The organism is Streptomyces sp. NPDC002669, assembly GCF_042889165.1.
GTDB lineage: Bacteria > Actinomycetota > Actinomycetes > Streptomycetales > Streptomycetaceae > Streptomyces.
Window position 1 is genome coordinate 187,840 of record NZ_JBIAQQ010000012.1, and the last position, 25,042, is coordinate 212,881.

Genomic DNA, 25,042 nt, shown 5'->3' on the forward strand with positions numbered 1-25,042 from the left:
GGTCAGTTGACGACGGAGTCGGCGGGTCGCGCGGTGCGGGGGGCCGTGACCGGGACCCGCCCGTCAGGGTTTTCCGGAGGCGTGCCGGGCGGCGCGGCGAGGATCTTGCGGATGCCGACGGCGAGGCAGGCGGCGAGGAGGACCCAGCCGGCCTCGCCGAGGTGCAGCACCGTTTCGCTCCAGCGCACGGCGGAGCGGCCCTGGTAGCCGAGGACCGCGGTCAGGCCGAGCAGACAGCCGTACGCGGCGCCCTCCCAGAAGCCGATGACGAACAGTCCGGCCGCCGCCCAGGTCAGGTACTGGAGGGCGGAGGCGGTGGAGAGCAGCAGCAGCAGGCCCATCGTGACGGCGACGACGGCGGGCAGTCGCGCGGGCCGCAGCAGGGCGAGCCAGGCACCGGCCGCCATGCAGGCCAGTACGAAGAGGAAGTGGCCGTCGCCCTCGATGTAGGTGATGGCGGGCTCCGGCAGGCCGAACAGTTCGGCGAACCTGACGAGGCCCCAGAGGCGGTAGCCGCCGCCCGCGTACTCCAGGACGTTCTCCCGGAGGTTCTGCGGCACCGTCATCAGGACCGGCCCCCAGACCAGGGCGATCAGGGCGGTGAAGCCCGCGCAGAAGCGGACGAGGGCGGGCCGGCCGGACCGCAGCGCGACGAGGAACAGGGCCGGGAGCACCACCACCGGGATGAACTTGACGCTGATCGAGAGCGCGGCGGCCACCCCGGCGGCCAGCGGGGCCTTCCGGTCCACGAGGAGGTGGGCGGCGGCCAGGGCGAAGGTGATGGCGACCGCGTCGGTGTTGCCGTGGTAGCCGGAGGTGGCGATGAGGACGGGGCTGAGGGCCACGCCGATGCCGCAGGCGAGGGCCGCGCCGACGGAGCGGTGGCGGCGCACGATCTCGAACACGAGGAGTGCGCAGAAGAAATCGGCGATCGACGCGGGCGATCTGATCAGCGTTCCGAAGGGAATGCCGAGTTCTTCGAGTTCGTTCAGCCCCAGGAGCAGCCAGCCGGCCAGGGGCGGGTGGTTGTAGACGGGCAGTCCGGGCAGGGGCTGTTCGTAAATCCGAATGGGCCCGTGGCGCACGATCGCCTTGGCGAAACCGTGGAAGATCCGTACGTCCGCCGGGCCCGGCATGTTCGCCGCGATCAGCATTCGGGTGAGGAGACCCGCGGCCGCGACGACGAGCACGGCCGCCCTCGCGCGTCGTACGTCCCAGGTTTCGCATCGCATTCGGATACCCATGAAAACAGAACGTAGCAACAAGACGACGCAGAGCGACGCATCCATGACTGCACTTGTACGGGCCGTTGCTTGAATGCTTCGTTTTCCGCCCGGACATCCGGACGAGCCGATCACTCGAACGGCCCAGGGCCCGTCGGGCGGAATTCGGCGTCACAGCATGCGGTCGACCACTTTCGCCGCCGCTTTTCCGTCGTCGAGGTCGCAGAAGTCCCGGCGGAACGCCTCGTGCGCCCGTGCGTGTCCCGCGGTGGCCCGCACCGGGTCGCGCAGGGCCTCGATCAGTTCGGTGGAACCGGCGAGGAGCGGGCCGGGGGCGCGGGCCTCGAAGTCGAAGCGGAAGCCGCGCCAGATGTCGCGGTGGTGCGCCGCGTCGTGGGTGTGGAAGAGGATCGGGCGGCCGGTGGGGGCGAAGTCGAACATCAGCGAGGAGTGGTCGGTGACCAGGACGTCGCTGATCAGCATCAGCTCGCCGGCGTCGTGGCGCGAGACGTCCCGGACGAAGCCGCTTCCGCCGCCCGGGAGGCGGCCGTCGGCCAGCGGGTGACGGCGCACCAGCAGGACGGTGTCGGCGCCCAGTTCGCGTTCCACGGCGGCCAGATCGAGCCGCAGGTCCGGGGCGTGGTGGTCGTCGCGCCGGGCCGGCGCGTACAGCACGACCCGTCTGTCCGCGGGGAGTCCGAGCCGTTCGCGCACCGCGGCGGCGACCTTGGTCCGGTCGACGGCGCGGAGCAGGTCGTTGCGCGGGGAGCCGCACTCCAGGATCTCGCCCCGGTAGCCGAACGAGCGCCGCAGGACGGGGGTGGAGAAGCTGTTCGGGGAGACGAGGAGGCTCCACTGCCGGGCGCGCCGCTCGATGGCGGCGAGGCGGACGGGGTCGGCCCGTTCGGGGTCCGCGAGGTCCGGGCCGGAGCGTGCGAGGGGGGAGCCGTGCCAGGTCTGGACGACGTACTGCCCCTTCCGCCGCTCGAACCACTGCGGCAGCTGGGTGTTGGTGACGACGTACCGGCTGCGGGCCAGGGCCTCGTGCCAGGCGGTCGAGCCGTGTTCCACGGTCGCGGCACCGGCGGGGACGCGGGCCTGCTGGTCGCGGACCACCCAGAGGTGCTCCGCCCCGACGCCCCGGCGGGCGATCTCCTCGTGGATCGCGCGCGGCGAGTCGGAGTACTGGCGGCCGTCGAAACTGCTGTACAGCACGGTTTCGCGCAGCGGGGCGGTACGCATGGTCCGGTACGCCCCGCTCAGCAGCCGTCTGCCGCGCGGTCCGCGTTCCCGGGCGGTCAGCACCGGGGCGCTGTCGATCAGCAGCTGGTCGTGGCACCGCCGCTCGACGCGGTACTCCCGGCCCGTGAGGGTGCGGGCGGCGGGCAGGGTGCGGTGGGCGGCGGCCGGGACGCGCAGCGGGGTGTCGCGGCCGGTGCGCGCGTCGCCCGCCGGGTGCCGTTCGCGCAGGAGGAGGTGCCATCGGCCCTGGGCCAGGGGCAGTTTCCCGCCGGGGCCGTCGACGGCGTCCGGCCGGAGTTCGGCCCTGAAGCGGCGGGCCCCGGCGTCCCCGGAGAAGGTCAGCGGGAAGACGGCCTCCTCGCCGTGCCCGCCGTGCCGGGCGACCAGCTCGACGGGCCGCCCCGCGAGGGCCGGGTAGGTGCCCTCCAGCAGGAGTCGGCCGTCCCGGGTCCAGGTCACCAGGTCGACGGCGGGCTGCACGGTGCGGTCGCTGATCAGCAGATTGCCGCGGGAGCTCGCGGTGAGACCCAGCTCGCGCCGCCCGCCCGCGCCCGCGCGCCCGTTTCCCTCCGCGGCCAGCGGGTAGCGGCCCGGCGGCACGGGTCCCGGCACGTCGATCGGTGTCCGGCGCCCGTCGGGGCCGACCAGGCGCGGTTCGTACGCCAGTTGCGCGTGCGGCTCCCCCTCGCCCTCCCGCTCCCCCGGGTCCGGCCGGGCGGCGGCGAAGGCGTCGAGCGGGACGTGGGCGGTGAACCGCCGCCAGCCCGCCACCGAGGGCGCGGGCCCCTCGTGCACCGTCACCGGGCAGTCGAAGGAGGTGCCCGAGGGCCGGTGGGTGAGCGCGAGGCGCAACGGCCCACGGGCGAGCCGGTCACGGATCATTCCGTCGATGACCACGGTGGCGGCCCCCTCGCCCGCGCGGTGCGTCTCGAAGCGGGCGTCGATCCGCTCGGCGTGCAGCACCAGCCCGCCGTCGTCGAGGTCGGGCACGATCCGGTGGTCGCCGTCCGGGCGGTGCACGGGCGGCGGGGCGGTCTCCTCGTCGGCCGGGAGCGCGGAGCGGCGCAGCACGCCGTGTCCGGCGATGCCGATCTCCAGCCGCCAGGTGAGCCGTTCGGGGCCGCCCGCCGCGTCGACGCGGAGCGCGGCCGGGTCGACGACGGTCTCGAAGCCGGACCGGTCGTAGTCGTGCAGGCTCTGCCGGGACCGGGCGGTGGCCTCGGGCTCGTCGACCGTGCGCAGCCGCAGCGGCACCGCGCGGCGCCGCCCCGCGCGCAGCCAGCCGGCCCGGAGCTCGCCGCCGCGCGGTCCGGCGGGCAGGTTCCGGACGTACGCGTACCCCTTGAGGTGCAGCCGGCCGTCCTGCCAGTGGGCGGTCCGCAGCCGGGCGGTGAGCGGCAGGTCCCGTTCGCCGATCCGCAGCACCGAGCGCGGCACCGGCGCGGTGAGGACCGGGTAGGAGGCGGTGCGGCGGCGCAGGCCCCGTACCGCGAACGCGCCCGGTTCGGCCCGGTCCAGGGCGAGCAGGTCCAGCAGTTCGCCGGTGCGCCGTTCGCGCGCGAGGTGCCACATCAGCCGCAGCCGCAGCGGCAGCCCGTCCAGGACGGCCGGGTCGACCTGGTCGGTGAACTCGTTGGCGTACGTGAGGAAGGCGCGCCGGTACTCCTCGTCGCCGTGGGGCAGCGCCGCCATGAAGTGCCAGAGGTCGTCGGCGAGCACGTGCGCCTCGTAGCGCCGCTTGTCGGCGCCGCCGCGGTGCTCGTCGAGGAAGGCGGAGACCCCCAGCAGGTGCGAGACCCGGTCCTGGACGCCGCGGACGGCGGCCCGCCGGGTGGTGTCCGGGCCCGGCCGTTCGCGCCGGTGGCAGACGGGGTCCTCGATGACGTCGACGGAGCGGGCCAGGAAGTGGGCGGGCAGGACGACCGGGATGTCCTCGTGGAGGGTGCCGACCGGGAAGGCGAAGGCGTGCTCGTCCCAGAAGGACCGGCGGAAGACCTTGTTGCAGGCGAGCCGGTCCGCGGCCAGGTCCCAGTCCCGGGAGATGTGGGTGCGCAGCCGGGTCGTCGCCATGGGCCCGCGGTGGTCGGGCGACTGCTGGAGCCGGCCGTCGGCCCCCAGCCGCAGCACGTTGCCGGTCGCGAGGTCCGAGCCGGTCCTCTCCAGGGCGCCGACGAGGAGTTCGTACGCGCGGGGCGGGAGCACGTCGCCGCCGTCGGCGAAGGCGAGGTGGCGGGTGCCCGGGTCGCAGTGGCGGACTCCGGTGTTGCGGGCGTGCACCGGCCCGCCATTCTCCTGGCCCACCAGCCGGAACCGGCCGTCCCGTCCGGCGAAGGCGGCGGCCAGGTCCGCGCTGCCGTCGGTGGATCCGTCGTCGACCATCACCACCTCCAGGTCGGCCATGGTCTGCTCCGCGAGGGACTTCAGGCAGTCCGTCAGATGGAGTTCCACGTTGTGGACGGGTACGACGACGCTGAGCCGTGGCGACATGGTGAGCACGTCCGTTCATCGGATGCCTGGCTGTCCGTACGGCTCAACCCCGTGGGCCGCCGGGGGTCACCGGTCGCGGTCTCTCCCGAACGGGTGAGATCGGCCGCCGCGCGGTTGCCGCCCCGGGGCCCGGCGGGCCGGGTGCGGAGTACCCCGCGGGCGGCCTACTCCTCGTCGCTCAGGAACAGCCGGCGCACCACGCGTTCGGCCGCGTGCCCGTCGTCGTACGGGCAGAAACGTTCCCGGAAAGCGGTCCGCAGCCGGTCCGTGCGCGGCGAGCGCCACTCGCCGCTCCTGAAGAGGTCCACCAGTTCGTCCTCGGTGGTGGTGACGGCGCCGGGGGTGTCGCCGGGGCGGCCCGAGAGCAGGTCGAAGTAGGTGCCGCGGGAGGCCCGGTAGACGTCCCAGTCCGGGACGTGGCTGACGATCGGGCGGTCCAGGCAGGCGTAGTCGAACATCAGCGACGAGTAGTCGGTGATCAACGCGTCGGAGGCCAGGCAGAGTTCCTCGACGGACGGGTGGTCGGTCACGTCGATCACCCGGGTGCCGGACGGCCGGGCCGGGCGGTCGTGGAAGTGGTGCGCGCGGACCAGCACCACGTAGCGCGGGCCGAGTGCGCGGGCCACGCGTTCCGGGTCGAGGTGGGGGACGAGGCCCCTGCGGCGGTCGGGGTGGGGAACGAGGCCCCCCGGGTGGTCGCGGTGGGTGGGCGCGTACAGGAGCACGGTCCGGCCCCGGGGGATGCCGAGCTCCCACCGGATCTCCTCGGTCCGTTCCGGGCCGGCGGTGAAGAAGACGTCGTTGCGCGGGTAGCCGAGGTTCAGGTGCTCGTACCCGGCCGGGTAGACCCGGTCCCAGATCTCGGTGGTGTGCGGGTTGGCGGAGAGGGAGAAGTCCCACTGGTCGGCGTGGGCGACGATCCGCTCGGGGCCGGCGCGGTCGGTGTGGGCCGGGTAGCCGCGCCGGTCCAGTCCCATGGTCTTCAGCGGGGTGCCGTGGTGGGTCTGGAGGTAGCGCTGGCCGGGGCGTTTGGTGAAGCCGCCGGGGAAGCCGGAGTTGTTGATCAGGTACGTGGCGGTGGCCATGACCCGCCAGTAGGCGAGGGAGCCCTCGACGACGTGCGGGGTGCCGGGCGGAACCCGGTCCAGGTACCGGGGGGAGACGGTCCAGACGCCCTGGACGTGCGGGGCCATTTCGAGGGCCTTGGCGTGGATCGCGGCCGGGTTGCAGGCGACGCCCCGGTTCCAGTAGGCCCCGTACACCGCGAGGTTCGGGTCCAGGGGGCGGAGCAGGTCGGTGCGGTAGACGGCGCGGGTGAAGCCGGTCCCGAGCGCCTTCCTGCGGCGGCCCAGGGCGGTCCGGGCGCGGTCGTGGGCGGCCCGGGCGACCTGGCGGGCGCGGTGGGCGGGGTAGCTGCCGGGCAGTGCGGCGGCGCGGTGGAAGGCGGCCCGGTCCTCGGGGGCGATCCGGCCGGGGTCGTCGAGGACGGCGCGCAGGTGGCGGGCGCGCGCCGCCCGGACGCGCGGGTCGTCGCCGGTCTCGGCGAGCAGCCGGGCGTACGCGTCGAGGATCGCGAAGTGGTGGCGCCCCGGGGTGGTGGCGGGGGTGCCGGAGCGGCGGACGCGGTGGCGGACGCAGGTCCGGTCGAGGGAGTCGAGCGTGCCGGCGTCGGCCGCCAGCAGGGCGGCCCGGTGGAGGGGGAGGACGTCCGCGTAGGGGCCGTCGGTGAAGTGGAGGCCGTGCCCGGTCCAGAAGGCCCGGCGGACGAGACAGGGTACGGCGGTGGAGAACCCCTCGATCGCCGGGGCCGGTACGGGGGCCGGGGCCGGTACGGCCCCGTCGTCGGACGCGCCCACCGGCGGCACGGCGACCGGGGGCATGACGACCGGGGCCGGTACGAGGACGGCCGGTGCGGGGTCCGGGATCGGCACGAGGACGGCCGGGACCGGCTCCGGTACGAGGACGGCGGGAGCCGGTTCGGGGACCGGGGCGGGAACGACCGGTTCCGGAACCGCCGGGGCGGGCACCGGCGCCGACACCTCGCCCCACCAGTCGACTCGGTCGTGGCCCAGGAGCAGCACGTCCGGCTCGCCCGTGGCCAGCCGGCCCGCGACCGCCTCCAGGGCGCCCGGCAGCAGCAGGCCGTCGCCGTCGAGGAAGAGCAGATACCGGCCGCACGCCGCGGCGGCCCCGGCGTTGCGCGCCGGTCCCGCGCCGCGGTGCTCCGGAAGGGTGATCACTCTGACGCGCGGATCGCGCCGCGCGAACTCGGCGGCGATGTCGGCGCTGCCGTCCCGGGACCCGTCGTCGACGACGAGCAGCTCCGGTTCGCCGGGGAGCTGGTCGAGGACGGAATCCAGGGTCGCCCTGAGGTAGCCCTGAACGCGGTGGACGGGCACGACAACACTGAGAAGCATGGCAGCCGAGCGTAATCGCGCCGTCACCTCGGGGGCTCCGAGTCAAATCCCGTGTTCACCCGTTCGGGGCAGTCTCGGTGACCCGGGGCGTCCGCCCCTGTTGTCCGTGCATGAAGCCGCGCCTCAGTGTCGTCGTCCCGGTCCACAACGTCGAGGACCGTCTGGAGGACTGCCTGCGCTCGGTGGCCGAGCAGTCGGTCACCGACATCGAGGTGGTCCTCGTGGACGACGGCTCGACGGACGGCAGCGCGGCCGTCGCCGAGGCGTTCGCCGCCCGCGACCGCCGCTTCCGCTGCGTCCGCGGCCCCGGCTCGGGGCCGGGCGCGGCCCGCAACACGGGCGTGCGGCACACCACCCCGGGCGTGCCGTACCTGGCGTTCGTGGACGGCGACGACGTCGTCGTGCACGACGCCTATCGGAGGATGCTGGCCTCGCTGGAGTCCACCGGCTCCGACTTCGCGACCGGCAACGTGTGGCGGCTGGACGAGCAGGGGCGGCGGCAGGCCCGGCAGTACCGCTGGCTGACCGGCAGCCGGCCCCGTACCCACATCGGCCGCGATCCGCGGCTGCTCGCCGACCGGGCCGCCTGGAACAAGGTGTTCCGGCGCTCCTTCTGGGACCGGCACGCCTTCGCCTTCCCGGAGGGAAGGCTCCACGGGGACGGTCCGGTGATGATCCCGGCGCACTACCTGGCCGGTGCCGTGGACGTCCTGCACGAGCACGTCTACTACCGACGGGTGCGGGAGGACTCGATCGCCCGGCTGCGCACCGACGTACGGGGCATGCGGGACCGGATCGCGGCGTGCGAGCAGGTCAGCGCGTTCCTCGCAGGCCGGGGCGGGGTGGCGAACGCCGGGGCGCGGCGCCGTTACGACCTCTCCTGTCTGCGCGACGACTTCGTGTACTTCCTGGAGGGGCTCACGAGGGGCGGGCCCGCGTACCGGAAGGCGTTCATGCGGGACGCGGGAGCGTTCCTGGACAGGATGGAGCGGATGGACGGGGCGGGCCGCGCGGACCGGGCCGTGGCGCACGAGCTGCCGGTGGAGCTGCGGCTCAAGTGGCAGCTCGTGAAGGAGCGCCGCCTGCCGGAACTGCTGGAGGTGCTCGCCTTCGAACGGTCCAACGGCGCCGGGACGTTCATGGTCACCGGGGTGCCGGGGCGGCGGCAGGCCGGTTTCCCGGGCCTCCCGGACACCGCCCGCCCCGCCCGCGCCGACCTGCCGGCCGTGGCCCGGCTGACCCGGGCGCGGTGGGGCGAGGACGGGCGGCTGCGGCTGCGCGGCTACGCGTACATCCGCAATCTGCCGGCCCCGTCCGCGCGGCAGTCGCTGCGGGTGGGCATGGTGCGCGCCACCCGCGGCCAGCAGCTGCGGACGGTGCCGCTGCGCGGGGTGCCCGCGCCGGAGGCGACCGTCGACTCCGGTCAGCGGCTGCACGGTTACGACCACGCCGGTTTCGAGATGACGCTCGACCCGCGCCGGCTGCGGCCCGGCGGCTGGCTGGTGGGGGTGATGGTGGCCGCGCACGGCACGGCCCGCCGGGTGGCCGTGCGCGCCGCGGAGCCGGGGGCCGCCCAGCCGCTCGTCCACGACCTGGGCGAGGGGCGGCGGGCGGTGCTCGACTACCGGGACGGGCGGCTGCTGCTGACCCTGGCCCAGTTGCCCGCCCGGTGCGAGGCGCGGCGTTTCGGCAAGGCGCTGGAGCTGACCGGCAGGCTGTACGGAAACGTTCTGCCGAAGGCCCTGGTGCTGTTCTGCGAGGGGGTGGCGGACCAGGAGTTCGGCCATCCCGTCGAGTGCCGGGCGGACGGCCGTTTCACGGTACGGATCCCGCTCGCCGACCTCGCGGGGATGGCGGCCGCCCCGTCGGCCCCGCACCGGGCGCCGCGCGAGGTCGAGGCGGAGCCCGGCGGGCGGTGGCGGGCGCGGCTGGTGCTGGCCGACGGTTCGCGGGTGCCCCTCGCGGCGGCCCCGGAGACGGCGCCGCCGGTCGTGGCGGACGCGGCGGGCGAACTGGTGCTGGACCTGAGCGGGCAGCCGTTCGTGGACGGGGCGGCGTGGACGGCCGAGGGCGCGCTGCGGATGGAGGGGGTGACCGGCGCGGGGGCGGAGACCTGGCCGGACCGGGCCCCGGCCCACCTGCTGCTGCGGCACGAGACGCTGCGCGAGACGGTGACGGTCCCGGTCACGCACGACGTGCGGTGCGCCGGGGCGCCGAAGGGCGCGGAGGAGGGCGCGTGCCGGGAGGAGCACGAGGAGGCGTACGGGGGGCGGCGGTTCACCGCGTTCCTCGCGCCGTCGGTGACCGCCGGGCTGCACGAGGGCCACTGGGACGCGTATCTGGGCGGCCGCCCGGTCCGGGTGCTGACCGCGCTCGCCGGCCGGCTGCCGCTCCCCCGCACGGGCCGGTTCGCCTCGGCTCCGGTGCCCGACCGGGAATTCGCCCTGGACCGCCGGTTCGGCGACCGGCTGGCCGTGTGGGCCGGTTCGGTGCTCGCGCCCGCCGAACGCGGCGCGTACCGCCGGGCCGGACTGCGCGGCACGTACTACCCGGCGCGGCGCGCGATGCCGCTGCGGGACGCGGTCCTCTACCTGGGCGGCGACTCCCCGCGCGCCGTGCACGCCGAACTCCTGCGCCGGGGCGTGGAGGCGGAGCACCTCTGGGTCACCGACGGGCTCCACGGTCACGTCCCGTCCACCGCCCTCCCCGTCGTCGAGCACAGCGCCGCCTGGTACGAGGCGCTGGCCCGGTCCCGCCGGATCGTCACCGACGACCAGCTGCCCGAGTGGTTCGAGCGGCGGCCCGGCCAGACCGTCGTGCAGACCTGGCACGGCGCCCCGCTCGGCCGGTTCGGCGCGGACCTGCTGGGCACCCTGTACGCCGACCACCACGAACTCGCCACGCTGCCCCGCCGGTCGGCCCAGTGGTCCGTCCTGGTCTCCCCCAGCAGCCACTCCACCCCGCTGCTGCGCCGCGCGCTCGGCTACGACGGCGAGGTGCTGGAGGCCGGCTCCCCCGCCAACGACCTGCTCTTCTCGGCCGACCGCGGCAAGACCGCGGAGCGGGTGCGGCGCCGGCTGGGCATCCCGGACGGCCGCCGGGTGGTGCTGTACGCGCCGACCTACCGCGACCAGCTGGTCCATCCGTCGGCCGACGGCGAGCGGCCCCGTTACCGCTGGGCCCCGGCGCTCGATCCGGCCGTGCTGGCCCGCGCGGCCGACGGCGGCCACACGGTGCTGGTGCGCCGCCATCCGCGGGTGACCGGGAGCGTGCCGGAGCGGCCGGGGCTGCGCGACGTGTCGGGGCATCCGGACGCCGCGGAGCTGCTGCTGATCGCCGACGTGCTGGTCACGGACTACGCGGGCCTGATGTTCGACTTCGCCCACACCGGCCGCCCGATGGTCTTCCACACCCACGACCTGGCCCATTACCGCGACACGGTGCGCGGTTTCTGTCTGGACTTCGAGGGCCGGGCGCCGGGGCCGCTGCTCGCCGACACGGACCGGATCGCCGCGCTCCTGCGCGACACGGGCAACCTGACCGCGTCGGCGTCCCGGCACGCGGCGGCGTACGAGAGTTTCCGCCGGGACTTCTGCGACCTGGACGACGGCGGGGCGGCGGGCCGGGTCGCGGACCGGCTGCTGGCCGAGGGCTGAGACCCGGGGGCCGGAACCGGGGCCCGGCCCCGGGACGGCGGCACGCCCTGCCGGACCGCACGCTTCTCGACGAGCGGGGCCCGGGGCACTGGGCCGGGGCCGCCGGAACGCCTTGCCGGACGCCCGCCGCGCACCCCGCCGAGCGGCCCGCCGAAGGCCCCGTCAGCTCTTGAGCGCGGCGACGGCGGCCATCGCCAGGTCGTCGAGGTATCCCTCGGGCAGCGGGGCGCGCACGACGGCCAGCCGCCAGTAGAGCGGGCCGACGATCAGGTCCAGCGCCCGGTCCGGGTCGCTGTCCTCGGGCAGTTCGCCGCGGGCCACCGCGTCCCGTACGACCACGGCGGCGATGCCCTGCTGCGGGTCGAGCAGGGCGGCCTTGATCGTGTCGGAGATCTCCGGGTTGCGGGCCGCCTCGACCAGCAGGTCCGGGATGACCTGCGAGGCGACCGGGTGGCGCAGGGCGTAGGCGGCGAGTTCGAGCACGGCGCGGACGTCCCCGTGCAGCGAACCGGTGGCCGGGGCCGGCATGCCCTGGACGGCGACGGCGGAGACCAGGTCGAGGACCAGGGCCAGCTTGGACTTCCAGCGGCGGTACACGGCGGTCTTGCCGACCCCCGCGCGCCGGGCGATGCCCTCCATCGACATCCGGGCGAAGCCCACCGCGGCCAGTTCCTCGAAGACGGCGTTGCGGATCGCGTCGGTGACGTCCTCGCGCAGCACGGCGGCCCCCGCGGGGGCGCGGCGGCGGGTTCCGGGGTCGGTGGTCATGGCCGAAGCATAGTCCGTGACGACGGAACGGTTGCGTTGCGACGTACGCACGTCCTAACCTCGGCGTTGCGACGATACGGTTCCGTTCCGTCGTTCTTCGCGTTTCCCGCCCCCGTCGAAAGCGATCGCGGTGAGCCAGACAGCAGCCCCACCCGCCCCCGCCGGCCCCTCGGCCGGCCCGATGTCCCCACCGGTGTACGCACCGGGCGAGCTCGCCGCGCTGGCCGCCCGGCACGGGCTGACCACGAGCGGGGCCCGGCCCCCGCTGGGCACGTACGTCCGGCAGCTGTGGGGGCGGCGGCACTTCATCACGGCGTTCGCCACCGCCAAGCTGACCGCCCAGTACAGCCGGGCAAAGCTCGGCCAGATCTGGCAGATCATGACCCCGCTGCTGAACGCGACGGTCTACTACTTCATCTTCGGCGTCCTGCTGGACACCAGGCGCGACGTCGAGGACTTCGTACCGTTCCTCGTCACCGGCGTCTTCATCTGGACCTTCACCAGCAGCTCGATCACCGCGGGCACCCGGGCGATCAGCGGCAACATCGGCCTGGTGCGGGCCCTGCACTTCCCGCGCGCCTCGCTGCCGATCGCACTGGCCCTCCAGCAGCTCCAGCAGCTGCTGTTCTCGCTGGGGGCGCTGGTGCTGATCCTGATCGGCTTCGGACAGTTCCCGAAGCCGTCCTGGCTGCTGGCGGTACCGGCGCTCTTCCTCCAGGCCGTGTTCAACACCGGCGTCTCCATGGCGGTGGCGCGGCTGACCGCCCGGACCCCGGACATCGCCCAGCTGATGCCGTTCGTCCTGCGCACCTGGATGTACGCCTCGGGCGTCATGTGGAGCGTGGACACGATGCTCGCGGGCGACCGGGTGCCGCACTTCGTGAAGGTGATGCTGGAGTGCAATCCGGCCGCCGTCTTCATCGACCTGATGCGCTTCGCCCTCATCGACAGCTTCGGCACGTCCCACCTGCCGCCGCACGTGTGGGCGATCGCCGCGGGCTGGGCGTTGGTGTGCGGCGTGGGCGGATTCGTGTGGTTCTGGCAGGCGGAGGAGAGGTACGGCCGTGGCTGACACCGACGAGCGGGTGCCGACCGTCGTCGTGGACGACGTCCACATCACGTACCGGGTCAACGGCGCCCGCACCGGGAAGGGCAGCGCCACCTCGGCGCTCAGCCGGATCGTCTCGCGCCGCAGGCCCCCCGGGGTGCGCGAGGTGCACGCGGTGAAGGGGGTGAGCTTCGCGGCGTACAAGGGCGAGGCCATCGGCCTGATCGGCTCCAACGGCTCGGGGAAGTCCACCCTGCTCAAGGCCATCGCCGGTCTGCTGCCCGCGACGAGGGGCCGGGTCCACACCCACGGCCAGCCCTCGCTGCTCGGGGTGAACGCGGCGCTGATGGGCGATCTGACCGGGGAGCGCAACGTGGTGCTCGGCGGTCTCGCGATGGGCATGACGCGGGCTCAGATCCGCGAGCGCTACCAGGACATCGTCGATTTCTCCGGCATCGACGACAAGGGCGACTTCATCTCCCTGCCGATGAGGACGTACTCCTCCGGCATGGGCGCCCGGCTGCGCTTCTCGATCGCCGCCGCCAGGAGCCACGACGTCCTGCTGATCGACGAGGCGCTGTCCACCGGCGACGCCAGGTTCCAGCGGCGCAGCAAGGAACGGATCAAGGAGCTGCGCAAGGAGGCCGGCACGGTCTTCCTGGTCAGCCACAGCAACAAGTCGATCACCGAGACCTGCGACCGGGCGATCTGGCTGGAGGCGGGCACGCTCCGGATGGACGGCCCCGCGCAGGAGGTCGTGGCCGCCTACGAGCGGTTCACCTCCGGAAAGAAGTAGGCCGCGCCCCCTCGGTACGAGCTAAACTCCCGGGGCTCACCAGGGGGTTCGAGCACAGGAGTCCGAACAGGGGGACACATGCAGGACGGAGTGCCGGGGCCGCTGCGGGCGGACGATCCGCGCGAGATCTCCGGTTACGTACTGCGGGCCCGGGTGGGCGAGGGCGGGATGGGCACCGTCTACCTCTCGCACACCCGGGGCGGCCAGCCCGTCGCGCTGAAGGCGGTCCGCCGGGAGTACGCGCGGGACGCGGCGTTCCGGGTGCGGTTCGCCCGCGAGGTGGCCACCGCCCGCCGGGTCTCCGGCTACCACCTGGTGCCGGTCGTCGATCACGACGCCGAGGGGGAGACGCCCTGGCTCGCCACCCATTACGTCCCCGGCCTGCCGCTGGACACCGTCGTCGACCGGTACGGGCCGCTGCCGACGGCCACCGTGCTCCGGCTGGCCGGCTGTCTGGCCGGTGCGCTGGCCTCGGTCCACTCCGCCGGGGTCATCCACCGCGACGTCAAGCCCGGCAATCTGCTGCTCGCCGCGAGCGGCCCCTGGCTGCTCGACTTCGGCATCGCGCGCACGTCGGACCTGCGCACCCTCACCACGGTGGGCCGGCTGGTCGGAACCCCGAAGAACATGTCGCCCGAGCACGCGCTGGGCAGGCCCCTGACGTCCGCGTCCGACGTGTTCGCGCTCGGGCTGCTGGCCGCCGAGGCCGCCACCGGGGAGCACCCGTACGGACGGGGCCACGGTCTCGCGGTGGCCGCCCGCATCGCGGAGACCGACCGCGAGCCCCCGGCGCTGGACCACCACCCCGAACCGCTGCGCCGGCTGCTCCGGCTCTGCCTCGCGGCCCGGCCCGAGGACCGCCCCTCGGCCCCGGAGGTCGCCGAACTGTGCCGGCGGGCGCTCGGCGCCGACGACGTGCGGGGGCTGCGGGACTTCACCGGCTGGCTGCCGGACCCGGTGGCCTCGGCCGTGGCCCGGATCGAGGCGGCGACCCGGCCCCGCTCCGCCGCGTACACGCCCACGTACGTGCCGACCGTGCGCGATCCGCTGGCCGCCGAATGGAAGCGCCGGGTCCGCCGGAACCCGTTCCCGGGCAGCTGACTTGACGGGCCGGAAGGTGTCGTAGTCTCATCCGGCACACTTCCAGTGATGAGCGGGGGAGGCTCCCATCAGTACCGGCACCGGTGACGTGCTCACATCTCTCGGCCCCCAGGATCCGCGCGAGATCTCCGGGTACCGGCTGATCGCCCGGATCGGCGAGGGCGGCATGGGCACCGTCTACCTCTCGCACACCCGGGGCGGCCAGGCCGTCGCGCTGAAGCTGATCCGCCGCGAGTTCGGCGACGATCCGGAATTCCGCCGCCGGTTCGACCAGGAGGTGCAGGCCGCCCGGCGCGTGCAGGGCTACCACCTGGTGCCGGTCGTCGACCACGACACCTCCGGCCCGCTCCCCTGGCTGGCCTCGGCGTTCGTCCCCGGTCTCGCGCTCCAGACGGTCCTGGAGTCCCACGGCCCGCTGCCGCTGCCCGCGGTCTTCCGGCTCGTCGGCTGCACCGCGCAGGCGCTGGGCGCCATCCACGCCGCCGGGGTCGTCCACCGGGACCTGAAGCCCGGCAACATCCTGCTCGGCGCGACGGGTCCGTACGTCATCGACTTCGGGATCGCCCGTGCCACCGACGCCACCCAGCTCACCGGCAGCGGGGTCATCGGGACGCCGCAGTACATGTCGCCGGAGCACGCGCTCGGCGAGCAGGTCGGGCCGGCCACGGACGTGTTCTCGCTGGGGCTGATCGCGGCCGTCGCGGCGACCGGACGGCACCCGTACGGGGCGGGCGGAGCCCTCACCGTGGCCACCCAGATCGCCAACACCGCCAGCCGCCCGCCCCGGCTGGACGAGTACCCGGCCGAGCTGCGCCCGCTGCTCGAACGCTGTCTGACCGCCGACCCGGGCACCCGCATCACCCCCGCCGAACTGGCGTCCCTGTGCGAGCAGGCCGCGGGCCGGCCGCTGCGGGAGGCCGGCGACTGGCTGCCCGCGCCGGTCGCCGCCCGGATCGCCCACCACGAGCAGGCCGCGCAGCGGCCCCCGCAGCCGACGGACCCTGCGGCCCCGCCCGCGTACCCGCCGAACGCGCCGCAGACCGGCCCCAACCCCTACGCCACCGCCGGCACCGAGCCCAATCCCTACGCCACCGGCACCGTGCCGCCCGCCGCCTCCGCGCCGTCGTACGCGCCGGGCACGGGACAGGGCGCGGGCGGCGCGTGGCCCGGCACGACGCCGCTCACGCAGCCCCCCGGTGCGGTGCCGCCCGCCCAGGGCCCCGGCAACGGACCGTTCCCGGCGCATCAGCCGGCCCCGCAGCCGCCGGAGACCGGCTCCGCCGCGCCCCGCCGCAAGCGGCCGGTCCTGCTGATCGCCGCCGTGGTGGTCGCGTTCGCCACCGGCATCGGCGGCACGCTCTGGGTGCTCGGCAAGGACGCGGACGACGAGAAGAAGAGCGACACCGGCAGCAGCGCGCCGGGCCCCCGGAAGACCGGCACGGGCGGCGGCTCCACCACGGACGACTCCTCCGGCGGCTCCACCGGCGAGCCGGCCGGCACCGGGTCGAAGAACCCCCCGCCCGCCTCGTACAAAGAGATCTTCAAGGACAAGCCGCTGACCCTGCGCACCCCGTCGGGCCTGGACAACACCTACGTCGACATGGACGTCCCGATCGTGGACCCCAACAGGGGGGTCGACTCGGAGGACCGCGAACTCAACGCCTCGTACGACACGCTGGAGTTCAACCGGGCGCTGGGCAAGGCGAACGGCGAAACCCCCGAGGCGTGCCACACCGCCGCCAAGCAGAACCCCCTCCCCAGTTCGGTCTCCAGCGAGACGCTGAACAAGGAGAAGACCATCGTGGCGGGCGACGTGATGTGCAGCGTGACCTCCGAGGGCAACCTCGCCCAGTGGAAGATCTCCAACGTGGTGTTCAACGCGGACAAGGAGACCCCCACCTACGAGGGCACGCTGACCCTCTGGAAGATCGACTGAGGGTCGTTTCCGGGGCGTTCCCGCCGGACGGCGGCGGAAGCGCCCCGCAGCGGCTCCGTCCGCCGCCGTCCGGAAAAGACGGCGGCGGTCGCCGGACCGACCGGCCCGGCGACCGCCTCTCACCCCTCGGGCGTCACGCGTGCGTGCGCAGCAGGGTCCGCATCGTCCGCATGGCCACCGACAGGTTCGCCAGGTCGAAGGCGTCCGAGCCCTGGATCTCGTCGAGCGTGGAGCGCGAACGCGTGAGGATCGCCGCGTTCTTCTCCTCCCATGCCTGGAACCGCTCCTCCGGCGTCGAGCTCCCGTTGCCCACCGACAGCACGTCCGCGGTGAGCGCGGCGTGCGCCGCGTACAGGTCCTCGCGGATGGAGGCGCGGGCCATGGACTGCCAGCGGTCGGCCCGCGGCAGCTCGATGATCCGGTCCATCAGCCGGGTGATGCCCAGCCGGTCGGCGAGGTCGTAGTACACCTCGGCGACGGCGAGCGGTTCCTTGCCGGTGCGCTCCGCGATCGCCACGATGTCCAGCGCCGGGAAGGCGGAGGAGAATCCGGCAACCCGCTGGGCCAGCTCGCCCGGGACGCCCGCCTCGGTGAGCTCGTCCAGGATCGACTGGTACCACTCCAGGTCGGTGCCCTTCAGCATCTTGGGCAGCTCGGCCCAGACCTGCTCGACCCCGGCCTTGAAGAAGTCGACCGTCTCGGCGATCTCCAGCGGCTGCGGCCGGTTGCCGAGCAGCCAGCGGGAACCGCGCTCGACGAGCCGGCGCGAGTGCAGCCGGACCTGGGTCTGGACATCGGCGGCGACCTCGTTGTCGAGCGCCTCCACGGCGTCCCACACCTGGCCGAGGCCGAAGATCTCACGGGCCGCGAACTGCGCCCGCACGATCTCCTCGATCGAGGCGCCGGTCTCCTCCCGCAGCCGGTGCAGGAAGGTCGAACCACCGCTGTTCACCGTGTCGTTGACCAGGACGGTGGTGATGATCTCGCGGCGCAGCGCGTGCCCGTCGACCGCCTCGGGGAACCGCTCGCGCAGCTGGTGCGGGAAGTAGGCGTGCAGCAGCGTCTGCAGGTGCGGGTCGTCCGGCAGGCTGGTGCGGATCAGCTCCCGGGCGGCGGTGATCTTCGTGTAGGCGAGCAGCACGGCGAGTTCGGGCTGGGTGAGCCCCTTGCCGGAGTTGAGCAGCTCGCGGATCTGCCGGTCGTTGGGCAGGAACTCCAGACCGCGGTCGAGGTCGCCGTCACGGCCCAGCCGGCGCATGAAGCGCTGGTGGGCGTGGAGCAGGGAGGACGACTGGGCCGTGGCGTTGGCGAGCGCCACGTTCTGCGCGTAGTTGTTGCGCAGGACCAGGCGGCCGATCTCGTCGGTCATCTCGGCGAGCAGCTTGTTGCGCTGCTTGACGGTCATGTCGCCGTCCCGGACCAGGCCGTTGAGCAGGATCTTGATGTTCACCTCGTGGTCGGAGGTGTCCACGCCGGCGCTGTTGTCGATCGCGTCGGTGTTGATCCGGCCGCCGGTGCGGGCGAACTCGATCCGGCCGAGCTGGGTGGCACCGAGGTTGCCGCCCTCGCCGACGACCTTGGCCCGCAGGTCCTCGCCGTTGACCCGGATCGCGTCGTTGGCCTTGTCGCCGACGTCCGCGTTCGACTCGGCGGAGGACTTGATGTACGTGCCGATGCCGCCGTTCCACACCAGGTCCACGGGGGACTTGAGGATGGTCTGCATCAGGTCGGCGGGCGTCATCTTGGTGACTCCCGGCTCGATGCCGAGCGCCTCGCGGATGTGCGCGTTGATCGGGATGGACTTGGCGCTGCGCGGGTGGACGCCGCCGCCCGCGGAGAGCAGTTCCTTGTCGTAGTCGGCCCAGGAGCTGCGCGGCAGCTCGAACAGGCGACGCCGCTCGGCGTAGGAGGTGGCGGCGTCCGGGGTCGGGTCGAGGAAGATGTGCCGGTGGTCGAAGGCGGCGACGAGCCGGATGTGCTCGGAGAGCAGCATGCCGTTGCCGAACACGTCACCGGACATGTCGCCGACGCCGACGACGGTGAAGTCCTGGGTCTGGGTGTCGTGGCCCAGCTCGCGGAAGTGCCGCTTGACGGACTCCCAGGCGCCGCGGGCGGTGATGCCCATGCCCTTGTGGTCGTAACCGGCGGAGCCGCCGGAGGCGAAGGCGTCGCCGAGCCAGAAGCCGTACGCGACGGCGACCTCGTTGGCGATGTCGGAGAAGCTCGCGGTGCCCTTGTCGGCGGCGACGACCAGGTAGGTGTCGTCCTCGTCGTGCCGGACGACGTCCTTGGGCGGTACGACCTCGCCGGCCACCATGTTGTCGGTGATGTCGAGCAGCGCCGAGATGAAGGTGCGGTACGAGGCGATGCCCTCGGCCATCCAGGCGTCGCGGTCGACGGCCGGGTCCGGGAGCTGCTTGGCGACGAAGCCGCCCTTGGCGCCGACGGGCACGATGACGGTGTTCTTGACCATCTGCGCCTTGACCAGGCCGAGGATCTCCGTGCGGAAGTCCTCGCGCCGGTCCGACCAGCGCAGACCGCCTCGGGCGACCTTGCCGAAGCGCAGGTGGACGCCCTCGACGCGCGGCGAGTAGACCCAGATCTCGAAGGCCGGCCGGGGCGCGGGCAGGTCCGGGATGGACTGCGGGTCGAACTTCATCGAGACGTAGCCGTGCGGCTTGCCGCTGTCGGCCATCTGGAAGAAGTTGGTGCGCAGGGTGGCCTTGATGACGGTGAGGAAGGAGCGCAGGATGCGGTCCTCGTCGAGCGAGGCGACCTGGTCCAGGGCCCCGTCCAGCTCCTCCAGGAGGCCGTCGGTCAGCTCGGTGCCGGCGCTCTGCCGCTCCGGGGACATCCGGGCCTCGAAGAGCGAGACCAGCAGCCGGGTGGTGTGGACGTTGTTGCGGAGAGTGCTCTCCATGTAGTCCTGGCTGAACGTCGATCCGGCCTGGCGCAGGTACTTGGCGTAGGCACGCAGCACCATCGCCTGGCGCCAGGTCAGCCCGGCGCCCAGGACCAGCGAGTTGAAGCCGTCGTTCTCGGCCTCCCCGGTCCACACGGCGGCGAAGGCGTCCTGGAAGCGGTCGCGGGCGTCGTCGGCGAGGTAGTTGCCGCCGGTCTGCGGCATCCGGAGCCCGAAGTCGTAGATCCAGGCGTGCGTACGGTCCGCGCAGCGCAGCTCGTACGGGCGCTCGTCGACGACCTCGACGCCGAGCCGCTGGAGGGCCGGGAGCACGGCGGACAGGGAGACCTGCTCGCCGGTCCGGTAGATCTTGAAGCGGCGCTCGCCGGGGGCGGCGCCGACCGGCTCGTACAGGCTGAGGGCGAAGTCCTTCTCGTCCTTCTTGAGCGCTTCGAGGTGGACCAGGTCGGCCACGGCGGCGCGCGGCGTGTGGTCGGCCTTGTAGCCCTCGGGGAAGGAGTGGCCGTACTGGCGCAGCAGTTCGGCGGCCCGTTCCTCGCCGCACTCGGCGCCCAGCGCCTCCTGGAAGCCGTCCGCCCAGGAGCGGGCGGCCTCGACGAGCCGGGCCTCGATGCGGTCGGCCTCGGCGTCGGTGAGGTCGGGCAGTTCGGTACCGGGGGCGACCCGGACGACGAAGTGCAGCCGGGAGAGGATCGACTCGGTGTTCCAGGCGGTGAAGTCGACGCTGATGCCGCCCAGTTCCTCCTTGAGGATGTCGATCAGGCGCAGGCGCACACCGGTGGTGTAGCGGTCGCGCGGCAGGTAGACGATCGCGGAGTAGTAGCGCCCGTACTCGTCCTGGCGCAGGTAGAGCCGCAGCCGGCGGCGCTCCTGGAGGTAGAGGACGGAGGTGACCACGGAGCGCAGCTGGTCGACGGGCGTCTGGAAGAGCTCGTCGCGCGGGTACGTCTCCAGGATCTGGAGCAGGTCGCGGCCGTCGTGGCTGTTGGGCGAGAAGCCCGCGCCCTCCAGCACCTCGGCGACCTTGCGGCGGATGACGGGCACCCGGCGCACGGACTCGGTGTAGGCGGCGGAGGAGAACAGGCCGAGGAAGCGGCGCTCGCCGATGACGTTGCCGGCCTCGTCGAACTTCTTCACGCCGACGTAGTCGAGGTAGCTGGGGCGGTGCACGGTCGACCGGCTGTTGGCCTTGGTGAGGATGAGGAGCTTGCGCTCCCGGGCCTTGGCGCGGGCGTCGGCGGGCAGCCGGTCGAAGGAGGGGCTGACCGGGTGCGCCTCGTCGACGCTGTGGTGCGGGTCGGAGCGCAGGATGCCGAGGCCGGTGCCGGCGACGGCGGCCAGCGAGTCGCCGTCCTTCAGCTCGTACTCGCGGTAGCCGAGGAAGGTGAAGTGGTCGGCGGCGAGCCAGCGCAGCAGTTCCCTGGCCTCGTTGACCTCTTCGTCGGCGAGGTCGTCGAGCGGTTCGCCGGGCAGGTCGTCGGCGATGCGCAGCGCGGCCTCGCGCATCTTCTCCCAGTCCTCGACGGTCTCCCGCACGTCGGACAGGACGCGCAGCAGGTCGGCGGTGATCTGCTGGAGGTCGGCGCGGTCGGTCTCGCGGTCGATCTCGACGTGGATCCAGGACTCGACGAGCGCGTCGTGCGGCAGCTCGGCCTTGCCGTCCTTCGTGCCGCCCTTTGCGCTCTTGCCGCCCTGCGGGCCCGCCTGGAGGCCGTTGCCCTCGGTGAGGACCTCGATGAGCCGGCCGGTGACGTCCCGGCGCACGACGACCTGCGGGTGGATCACGACGTGGATGCCGCGCCCCTGCCGGGACAGCTCGTTGGTGACGGAGTCGACCAGGAACGGCATGTCGTCGGTGACCACCTCGACGACGGTGTGGCTGCACGTCCAGCCGTTCTCCTCGACGGTCGGGGTGTGCACCCGGACGTTGGCCGTGCCCTGCGGGCGCGTTTCGGCCAGTCGGTAGTGGGAGGAGGCGGCCCCGAAGACGTCCACGGGGTCGCGGCCCGTGATGTCCTCGGGAGCGGTGTGCAGGTAGTAGCGCTGGAGATAGGAGAGGAGTACGTCCTGCCCGGGACGTTCCTGCTCGTCCCCGGTGCCCGCGACACGGACCCGGGAGGTACCGCCCGGCCCGCCGACACCACCGCCCGGGCTGTTGTCAGCTACCCTCGCGGCTCGTGCGAGCAGCTCGGCCTTGGCTTCGTCCAGCTTGGTCTGCATGTCCTCTGGCTCCTGTCGCGCGCCGTTGCGTGACGTAGGTGGAATAGGCGGCATAGCACCACGACCCGGATCTTCCGGTCCGGGTCGACGCTACCGCTCTGCCGCTGTGAGAGATGCCCGGGACCGTTTCGGCCCCTTCGGGGAGTCGGTCCGGGCGGTGCGGATCGGCGACGGCCCGGAGGGTGTGCCACTCCGGGTGCGGGCCGGGGGCTCCACTGCCCCCGAGGCGTATCGCGCTGATCACGGGGTCCAGGCTATCTCGCCCGGACCCTTCGTCGTCATGAGTTGTATATGTCCAAAAAACGGCGCTGAATTTGACACCTTGGACAGCGCGCCTGTCCGTATTGCCGCACTCTGGTAACGAACAGGCCGACGAACCGTGGGAGCCCCACCATGGCACCGAAGATCCTGATCGTCACCGGCGACGCCGCCGAGTCCCTGGAGGTCCTCTACCCGTACCAGCGACTGCGCGAGGAGGGGTACGACGTCCACGTCGCGGCTCCCAGCCGCAAGACGCTGCGCTTCGTGGTCCACGACTTCGTGCCCGGGTTCGACACCTATACCGAGAAGCCCGGCTACACCTGGCCCGCCGACCTGGCCTTCTCCGAGGTCGACGCCGGGGACTACGCGGCCCTGGTGATCCCGGGCGGCCGGGCCCCCGAGTACCTGCGCAACGACGCGGAGCTGCGCAAGATCCTCAAGGCGTTCTTCGACTCGGACCGGCCCGTGGCCCAGATCTGCCACGGACCGCTGATGACCGCGGCGATCGGCGCGCTGACCGGCCGGCACGTCACGGCGTACCCCGCGCTGGAGCTGGACATGCAGGCGGCGGGCGCCACCTTCGAGGACCACGAGGTGGTGGTCGACGGCGCGCTGGTCTCCGCCCGGGCCTGGCCGGACCACTCGGCGTGGATGCGCGAGTTCCTGAAGATCCTCCGCGAGAAGGCCCCGGTCGACGCCTGACCTCCCGGCCCGGTGCTTCAGCCGGCCGGCGCGGCGCCCGCCCGGGCCCCGTGCGTGAGGTGTGTCACCCGGTCAGCTGCTCGGCGAGGTGCGCGGCCTCGGCCAGGCTGTCCACCACCGGCACCCCGGCGGCCTCCAGACTGGCCCTGCTGTGCGACCCGCCGGTGTAGAGCACGGCCTTCGCGCCGACGTGGGCCGCGGCCACGGCGTCGTCCACCGCGTCACCGATGACCACCGTGTACTGCGGGGATATCCCGTCCAGCGCGGCCAGGTGCCGTTCCATGTACCGCGCCTTGCTGCCGCCGGACGGCCCGGTGCGCCCGTCGACCCGTACGAAATGCGGCTCGATGCCGTAGCCCCGCACCACGGGGACCAGCTCGTCGTGCCCGTACATGCTCAGCAGCGACTGGCTGCGTCCGGCCAGCCGCCACTGCGCGAGGAGCTCCTCGGCCCCCTCGGTGAGCCCGCAGGCGGCCCGCCGCTCGGTGTAGTGCCGGTGGAACACGCCGTCCATCCGCTCCCACTCGGCCTCCGTGGGCAGCCGGCCCATCAGCCGTTCGTAGAAGCGGGGTATCGGGACGCAGTACATCTCCCGGTACTGCTCCAGCGTGATCGGTTCCAGTCCGATCTCGCCGAACGCGGCGTTCGTCGCGCCGACGACCGCGACGTTGTCGTCGAGCAGTGTGCCGTTCCAGTCCCAGACCAGATGCGTACGGTGCTTCCCATGCGTCCCCATGCGTAAGAAAGTACCCGCCAGGTCCGACAGCCCGTTCGAGAAACCGCTCCCCCGGACGCCTCCGGCCGGTCTCTCCGGCCGGTTTCCCTCCGTCGCGTCCGGGCGGGCCCCCGGGCCGCCCCTCAGCCGAGCAGGTTCGGGATCTCCTGGATGCCGAACCACAGCAGCTCGTGGTCCTCGGCGCCGTCCACGGTGAACTGCGCGTCGTCGTCACCGAGATCCGCGGCCCCCAGCGCCGTGACGGCGGCCGTGACGTCCTCCCGCGCGTCGTCCGAGTCGACGTGCACGGCGGCGGCCCTGGCGAGTGCCACGGAGGACGCGATCCGCACCTCGCCGAGCGAGGACGAGTCGAGGCTGCGGTCCGGATCGGCGACGGCCGCGCCGTCCGGTACGTCGACGGCGACGACGACCCGTCGGCACACCTCGCCGGGGTCCCGGGCGATCATGCGCAGGGAGGCGGAGGCGGCCCGGTTGAGCGCCGCGTACTCCAGTTCCTCGATGTCGTCGGAGACGTACCACTCGCGCAGTCCGGGCGTCACCGCGTACGCGGTCAGCGGGCCGGGACCGATCTCGCCCGCCTTGTGCGCCGCTGCGAGACCGGAGAGGGTCAGGGGGACGTACACGCGCATGGCTGGGCCGCTTTCGTAGTCGGAAACGCCCTCAGGATACGTGCGACGTCCCCCTTTGGGGTCACCTGCGCCGACTCCGGTCCGTCCACCCGGCGACCGCCCCTCACCCTCCCGCCGCCCGCCGCACACCCCGCCCACCGACGTCCGCGTCACCCGGATAGGTGATTCGCCCCGGCCGCTCCGTGAGCCCCGCCACCGCTTGCGGCCCGTTCCCGGCCGCCGTAGAAGATCCCCATCAGAAGTTACCGCCCGGTATGTAACCGGGACTCTGAAGCACGGGGGCGATGAACGATGAGCACGAACAGGACCCGGCCCGCCGGACGCCACGACCGGCGCGGGCCCCACTCCGTACCACCCCAGCGCACGAGGGTTCCCCGGCGCGTGCGCCCCCACCACTGGTTCGCCGAACGCCTCCTCGCGGTGCTCAGCGGTCAACGTCCGGTGCACTGGATGCTCGGCCACACCATCGGCGAGGCGTACGACCAGCTGGCCGAGCTGGCCCCGCGCACCCCGCTCAGGAGCCGCGGCGCCCGCCCCGTGATCCGCATGTGCCACGGCGCCCAGCCGGCGCCCGGCGTGGTGGAGGCATGCGCGAGCATCGCGGCGGGCGAACAGGTACGGGCGATGGCCTTCCGCCTGGAACAGGGCACCGACCTCCGCTGGCGCTGCGCAGCGGTGGAACTGGGCGGCGAACGCCTCCAGACCCCCCTGCCCCACTGACCTCCGGGGAGGGCCGGAACCACCGGGACAGGAACCGGAACGGAGGAACGCAGGAGCAGAGGAACGGAGGAGGAGCACCAGAAAGCGACGAGACGGACACAACGGGGCCGAGGCCCCGTCCCCACCCGGAAAGGAGCTCCAACGCCCCACAGACCCCACCCAGGACGCCCCGGAGCC

The 25,042-nt window shown here is 73.4% G+C and carries 14 protein-coding genes; 7 read left to right on the forward strand and 7 right to left on the reverse strand.

Annotated features, from left to right (window positions below; genetic code table 11):
* Positions 1-2: 2 nt before the first annotated feature.
* The 3 genes from ACFYW1_RS20100 to ACFYW1_RS20110 form a co-directional block, all read right to left on the reverse strand.
* Positions 3-1,232, reverse strand: a complete 1,230-nt coding sequence (locus ACFYW1_RS20100) for a hypothetical protein (RefSeq protein ID WP_388994475.1) — start codon at positions 1,230-1,232, stop codon at positions 3-5.
* Between the two features lie 162 nt (positions 1,233-1,394).
* Positions 1,395-4,952, reverse strand: coding sequence for a CDP-glycerol glycerophosphotransferase family protein (locus tag ACFYW1_RS20105; protein ID WP_388994585.1), 3,558 nt, complete (start codon positions 4,950-4,952; stop codon positions 1,395-1,397).
* A 164-nt stretch (positions 4,953-5,116) separates the two neighbouring features.
* Positions 5,117-7,369 carry a CDP-glycerol glycerophosphotransferase family protein gene (locus ACFYW1_RS20110; protein WP_388994478.1) on the reverse strand — a complete coding sequence of 751 codons (2,253 nt, stop codon included), beginning with the start codon at positions 7,367-7,369 and terminating at the stop codon, positions 5,117-5,119.
* 110 nt (positions 7,370-7,479) lie between these two features.
* Here ACFYW1_RS20110 and ACFYW1_RS20115 point away from each other — a divergent pair, with 110 nt between their 5' ends.
* On the forward strand, positions 7,480-11,025 hold the full coding sequence (locus ACFYW1_RS20115; protein ID WP_388994481.1) for a CDP-glycerol glycerophosphotransferase family protein: 3,546 nt from the start codon (positions 7,480-7,482) through the stop codon (positions 11,023-11,025).
* 162 nt (positions 11,026-11,187) lie between these two features.
* Here ACFYW1_RS20115 and ACFYW1_RS20120 read toward each other — a convergent pair whose 3' ends face one another.
* Complete coding sequence (locus ACFYW1_RS20120; RefSeq protein ID WP_388994484.1) at positions 11,188-11,793, reverse strand: TetR/AcrR family transcriptional regulator; 606 nt, start codon at positions 11,791-11,793, stop codon at positions 11,188-11,190.
* 181 nt (positions 11,794-11,974) lie between these two features.
* Here ACFYW1_RS20120 and ACFYW1_RS20125 point away from each other — a divergent pair, with 181 nt between their 5' ends.
* The 4 genes from ACFYW1_RS20125 to ACFYW1_RS20140 all read left to right on the forward strand — a co-directional run bounded on the left by ACFYW1_RS20125 (position 11,975) and on the right by ACFYW1_RS20140 (position 16,674).
* Positions 11,975-12,865 carry an ABC transporter permease gene (locus tag ACFYW1_RS20125; protein WP_388994588.1) on the forward strand — a complete coding sequence of 297 codons (891 nt, stop codon included), beginning with the start codon at positions 11,975-11,977 and terminating at the stop codon, positions 12,863-12,865.
* The gene (locus tag ACFYW1_RS20130) at positions 12,858-13,637 is read left to right on the forward strand and encodes an ABC transporter ATP-binding protein (RefSeq protein WP_388994487.1); all 780 of its coding nucleotides are present in this window, start codon (positions 12,858-12,860) and stop codon (positions 13,635-13,637) included. Before ACFYW1_RS20125 ends, ACFYW1_RS20130 begins: the two co-directional genes overlap by 8 nt.
* Positions 13,638-13,715: 78 nt before the next feature.
* Complete coding sequence (locus ACFYW1_RS20135) at positions 13,716-14,738, forward strand: serine/threonine-protein kinase (RefSeq protein ID WP_388994490.1); 1,023 nt, start codon at positions 13,716-13,718, stop codon at positions 14,736-14,738.
* An 88-nt stretch (positions 14,739-14,826) separates the two neighbouring features.
* Positions 14,827-16,674, forward strand: coding sequence for a protein kinase (locus ACFYW1_RS20140; protein ID WP_388994494.1), 1,848 nt, complete (start codon positions 14,827-14,829; stop codon positions 16,672-16,674).
* Between the two features lie 133 nt (positions 16,675-16,807).
* On the opposite strand, the gene ACFYW1_RS20145 is transcribed toward ACFYW1_RS20140, so the two are convergent.
* The gene (locus tag ACFYW1_RS20145) at positions 16,808-21,817 is read right to left on the reverse strand and encodes an NAD-glutamate dehydrogenase (protein ID WP_388994497.1); all 5,010 of its coding nucleotides are present in this window, start codon (positions 21,815-21,817) and stop codon (positions 16,808-16,810) included.
* A gap of 393 nt (positions 21,818-22,210) precedes the next feature.
* Between ACFYW1_RS20145 and ACFYW1_RS20150 the strand changes: the two genes are divergently transcribed.
* On the forward strand, positions 22,211-22,780 hold the full coding sequence (locus ACFYW1_RS20150; protein WP_388994500.1) for a DJ-1/PfpI family protein: 570 nt from the start codon (positions 22,211-22,213) through the stop codon (positions 22,778-22,780).
* A gap of 64 nt (positions 22,781-22,844) precedes the next feature.
* Here the strand turns inward: ACFYW1_RS20150 and ACFYW1_RS20155 are convergent, their stop codons facing one another.
* Positions 22,845-23,516 carry an HAD family hydrolase gene (locus ACFYW1_RS20155; RefSeq protein WP_388994503.1) on the reverse strand — a complete coding sequence of 224 codons (672 nt, stop codon included), beginning with the start codon at positions 23,514-23,516 and terminating at the stop codon, positions 22,845-22,847.
* Positions 23,517-23,638: 122 nt separating this feature from the next.
* Positions 23,639-24,145, reverse strand: coding sequence for a DUF6912 family protein (locus ACFYW1_RS20160; protein WP_388994506.1), 507 nt, complete (start codon positions 24,143-24,145; stop codon positions 23,639-23,641).
* Between the two features lie 291 nt (positions 24,146-24,436).
* Here ACFYW1_RS20160 and ACFYW1_RS20165 point away from each other — a divergent pair, with 291 nt between their 5' ends.
* Entirely contained in the window at positions 24,437-24,865 is a 429-nt protein-coding gene (locus tag ACFYW1_RS20165; protein WP_388994509.1) for an Rv3235 family protein, read from the forward strand.
* Positions 24,866-25,042: the final 177 nt, after the last annotated feature.

Excerpts from the sequence above, each read along its gene's own strand:
- ACFYW1_RS20155 (WP_388994503.1), bottom strand. The coding sequence starts at position 23,516 with ATGGGGACGCATGGGAAGCACCGTACGCATCTGGTCTGGGACTGGAAC.
- ACFYW1_RS20125 (WP_388994588.1), top strand. The coding sequence starts at position 11,975 with ATGTCCCCACCGGTGTACGCACCGGGCGAGCTCGCCGCGCTGGCCGCC.
- ACFYW1_RS20145 (WP_388994497.1), bottom strand. The coding sequence starts at position 21,817 with ATGCAGACCAAGCTGGACGAAGCCAAGGCCGAGCTGCTCGCACGAGCC.
- ACFYW1_RS20115 (WP_388994481.1), top strand. The coding sequence starts at position 7,480 with ATGAAGCCGCGCCTCAGTGTCGTCGTCCCGGTCCACAACGTCGAGGAC.
- ACFYW1_RS20105 (WP_388994585.1), bottom strand. The coding sequence starts at position 4,952 with ATGTCGCCACGGCTCAGCGTCGTCGTACCCGTCCACAACGTGGAACTC.
- ACFYW1_RS20150 (WP_388994500.1), top strand. The coding sequence starts at position 22,211 with ATGGCACCGAAGATCCTGATCGTCACCGGCGACGCCGCCGAGTCCCTG.
- ACFYW1_RS20165 (WP_388994509.1), top strand. The coding sequence starts at position 24,437 with ATGAGCACGAACAGGACCCGGCCCGCCGGACGCCACGACCGGCGCGGG.
- ACFYW1_RS20110 (WP_388994478.1), bottom strand. The coding sequence starts at position 7,369 with ATGCTTCTCAGTGTTGTCGTGCCCGTCCACCGCGTTCAGGGCTACCTC.
- ACFYW1_RS20100 (WP_388994475.1), bottom strand. The coding sequence starts at position 1,232 with ATGCGATGCGAAACCTGGGACGTACGACGCGCGAGGGCGGCCGTGCTC.
- ACFYW1_RS20135 (WP_388994490.1), top strand. The coding sequence starts at position 13,716 with ATGCAGGACGGAGTGCCGGGGCCGCTGCGGGCGGACGATCCGCGCGAG.
- ACFYW1_RS20160 (WP_388994506.1), bottom strand. The coding sequence starts at position 24,145 with ATGCGCGTGTACGTCCCCCTGACCCTCTCCGGTCTCGCAGCGGCGCAC.
- ACFYW1_RS20120 (WP_388994484.1), bottom strand. The coding sequence starts at position 11,793 with ATGACCACCGACCCCGGAACCCGCCGCCGCGCCCCCGCGGGGGCCGCC.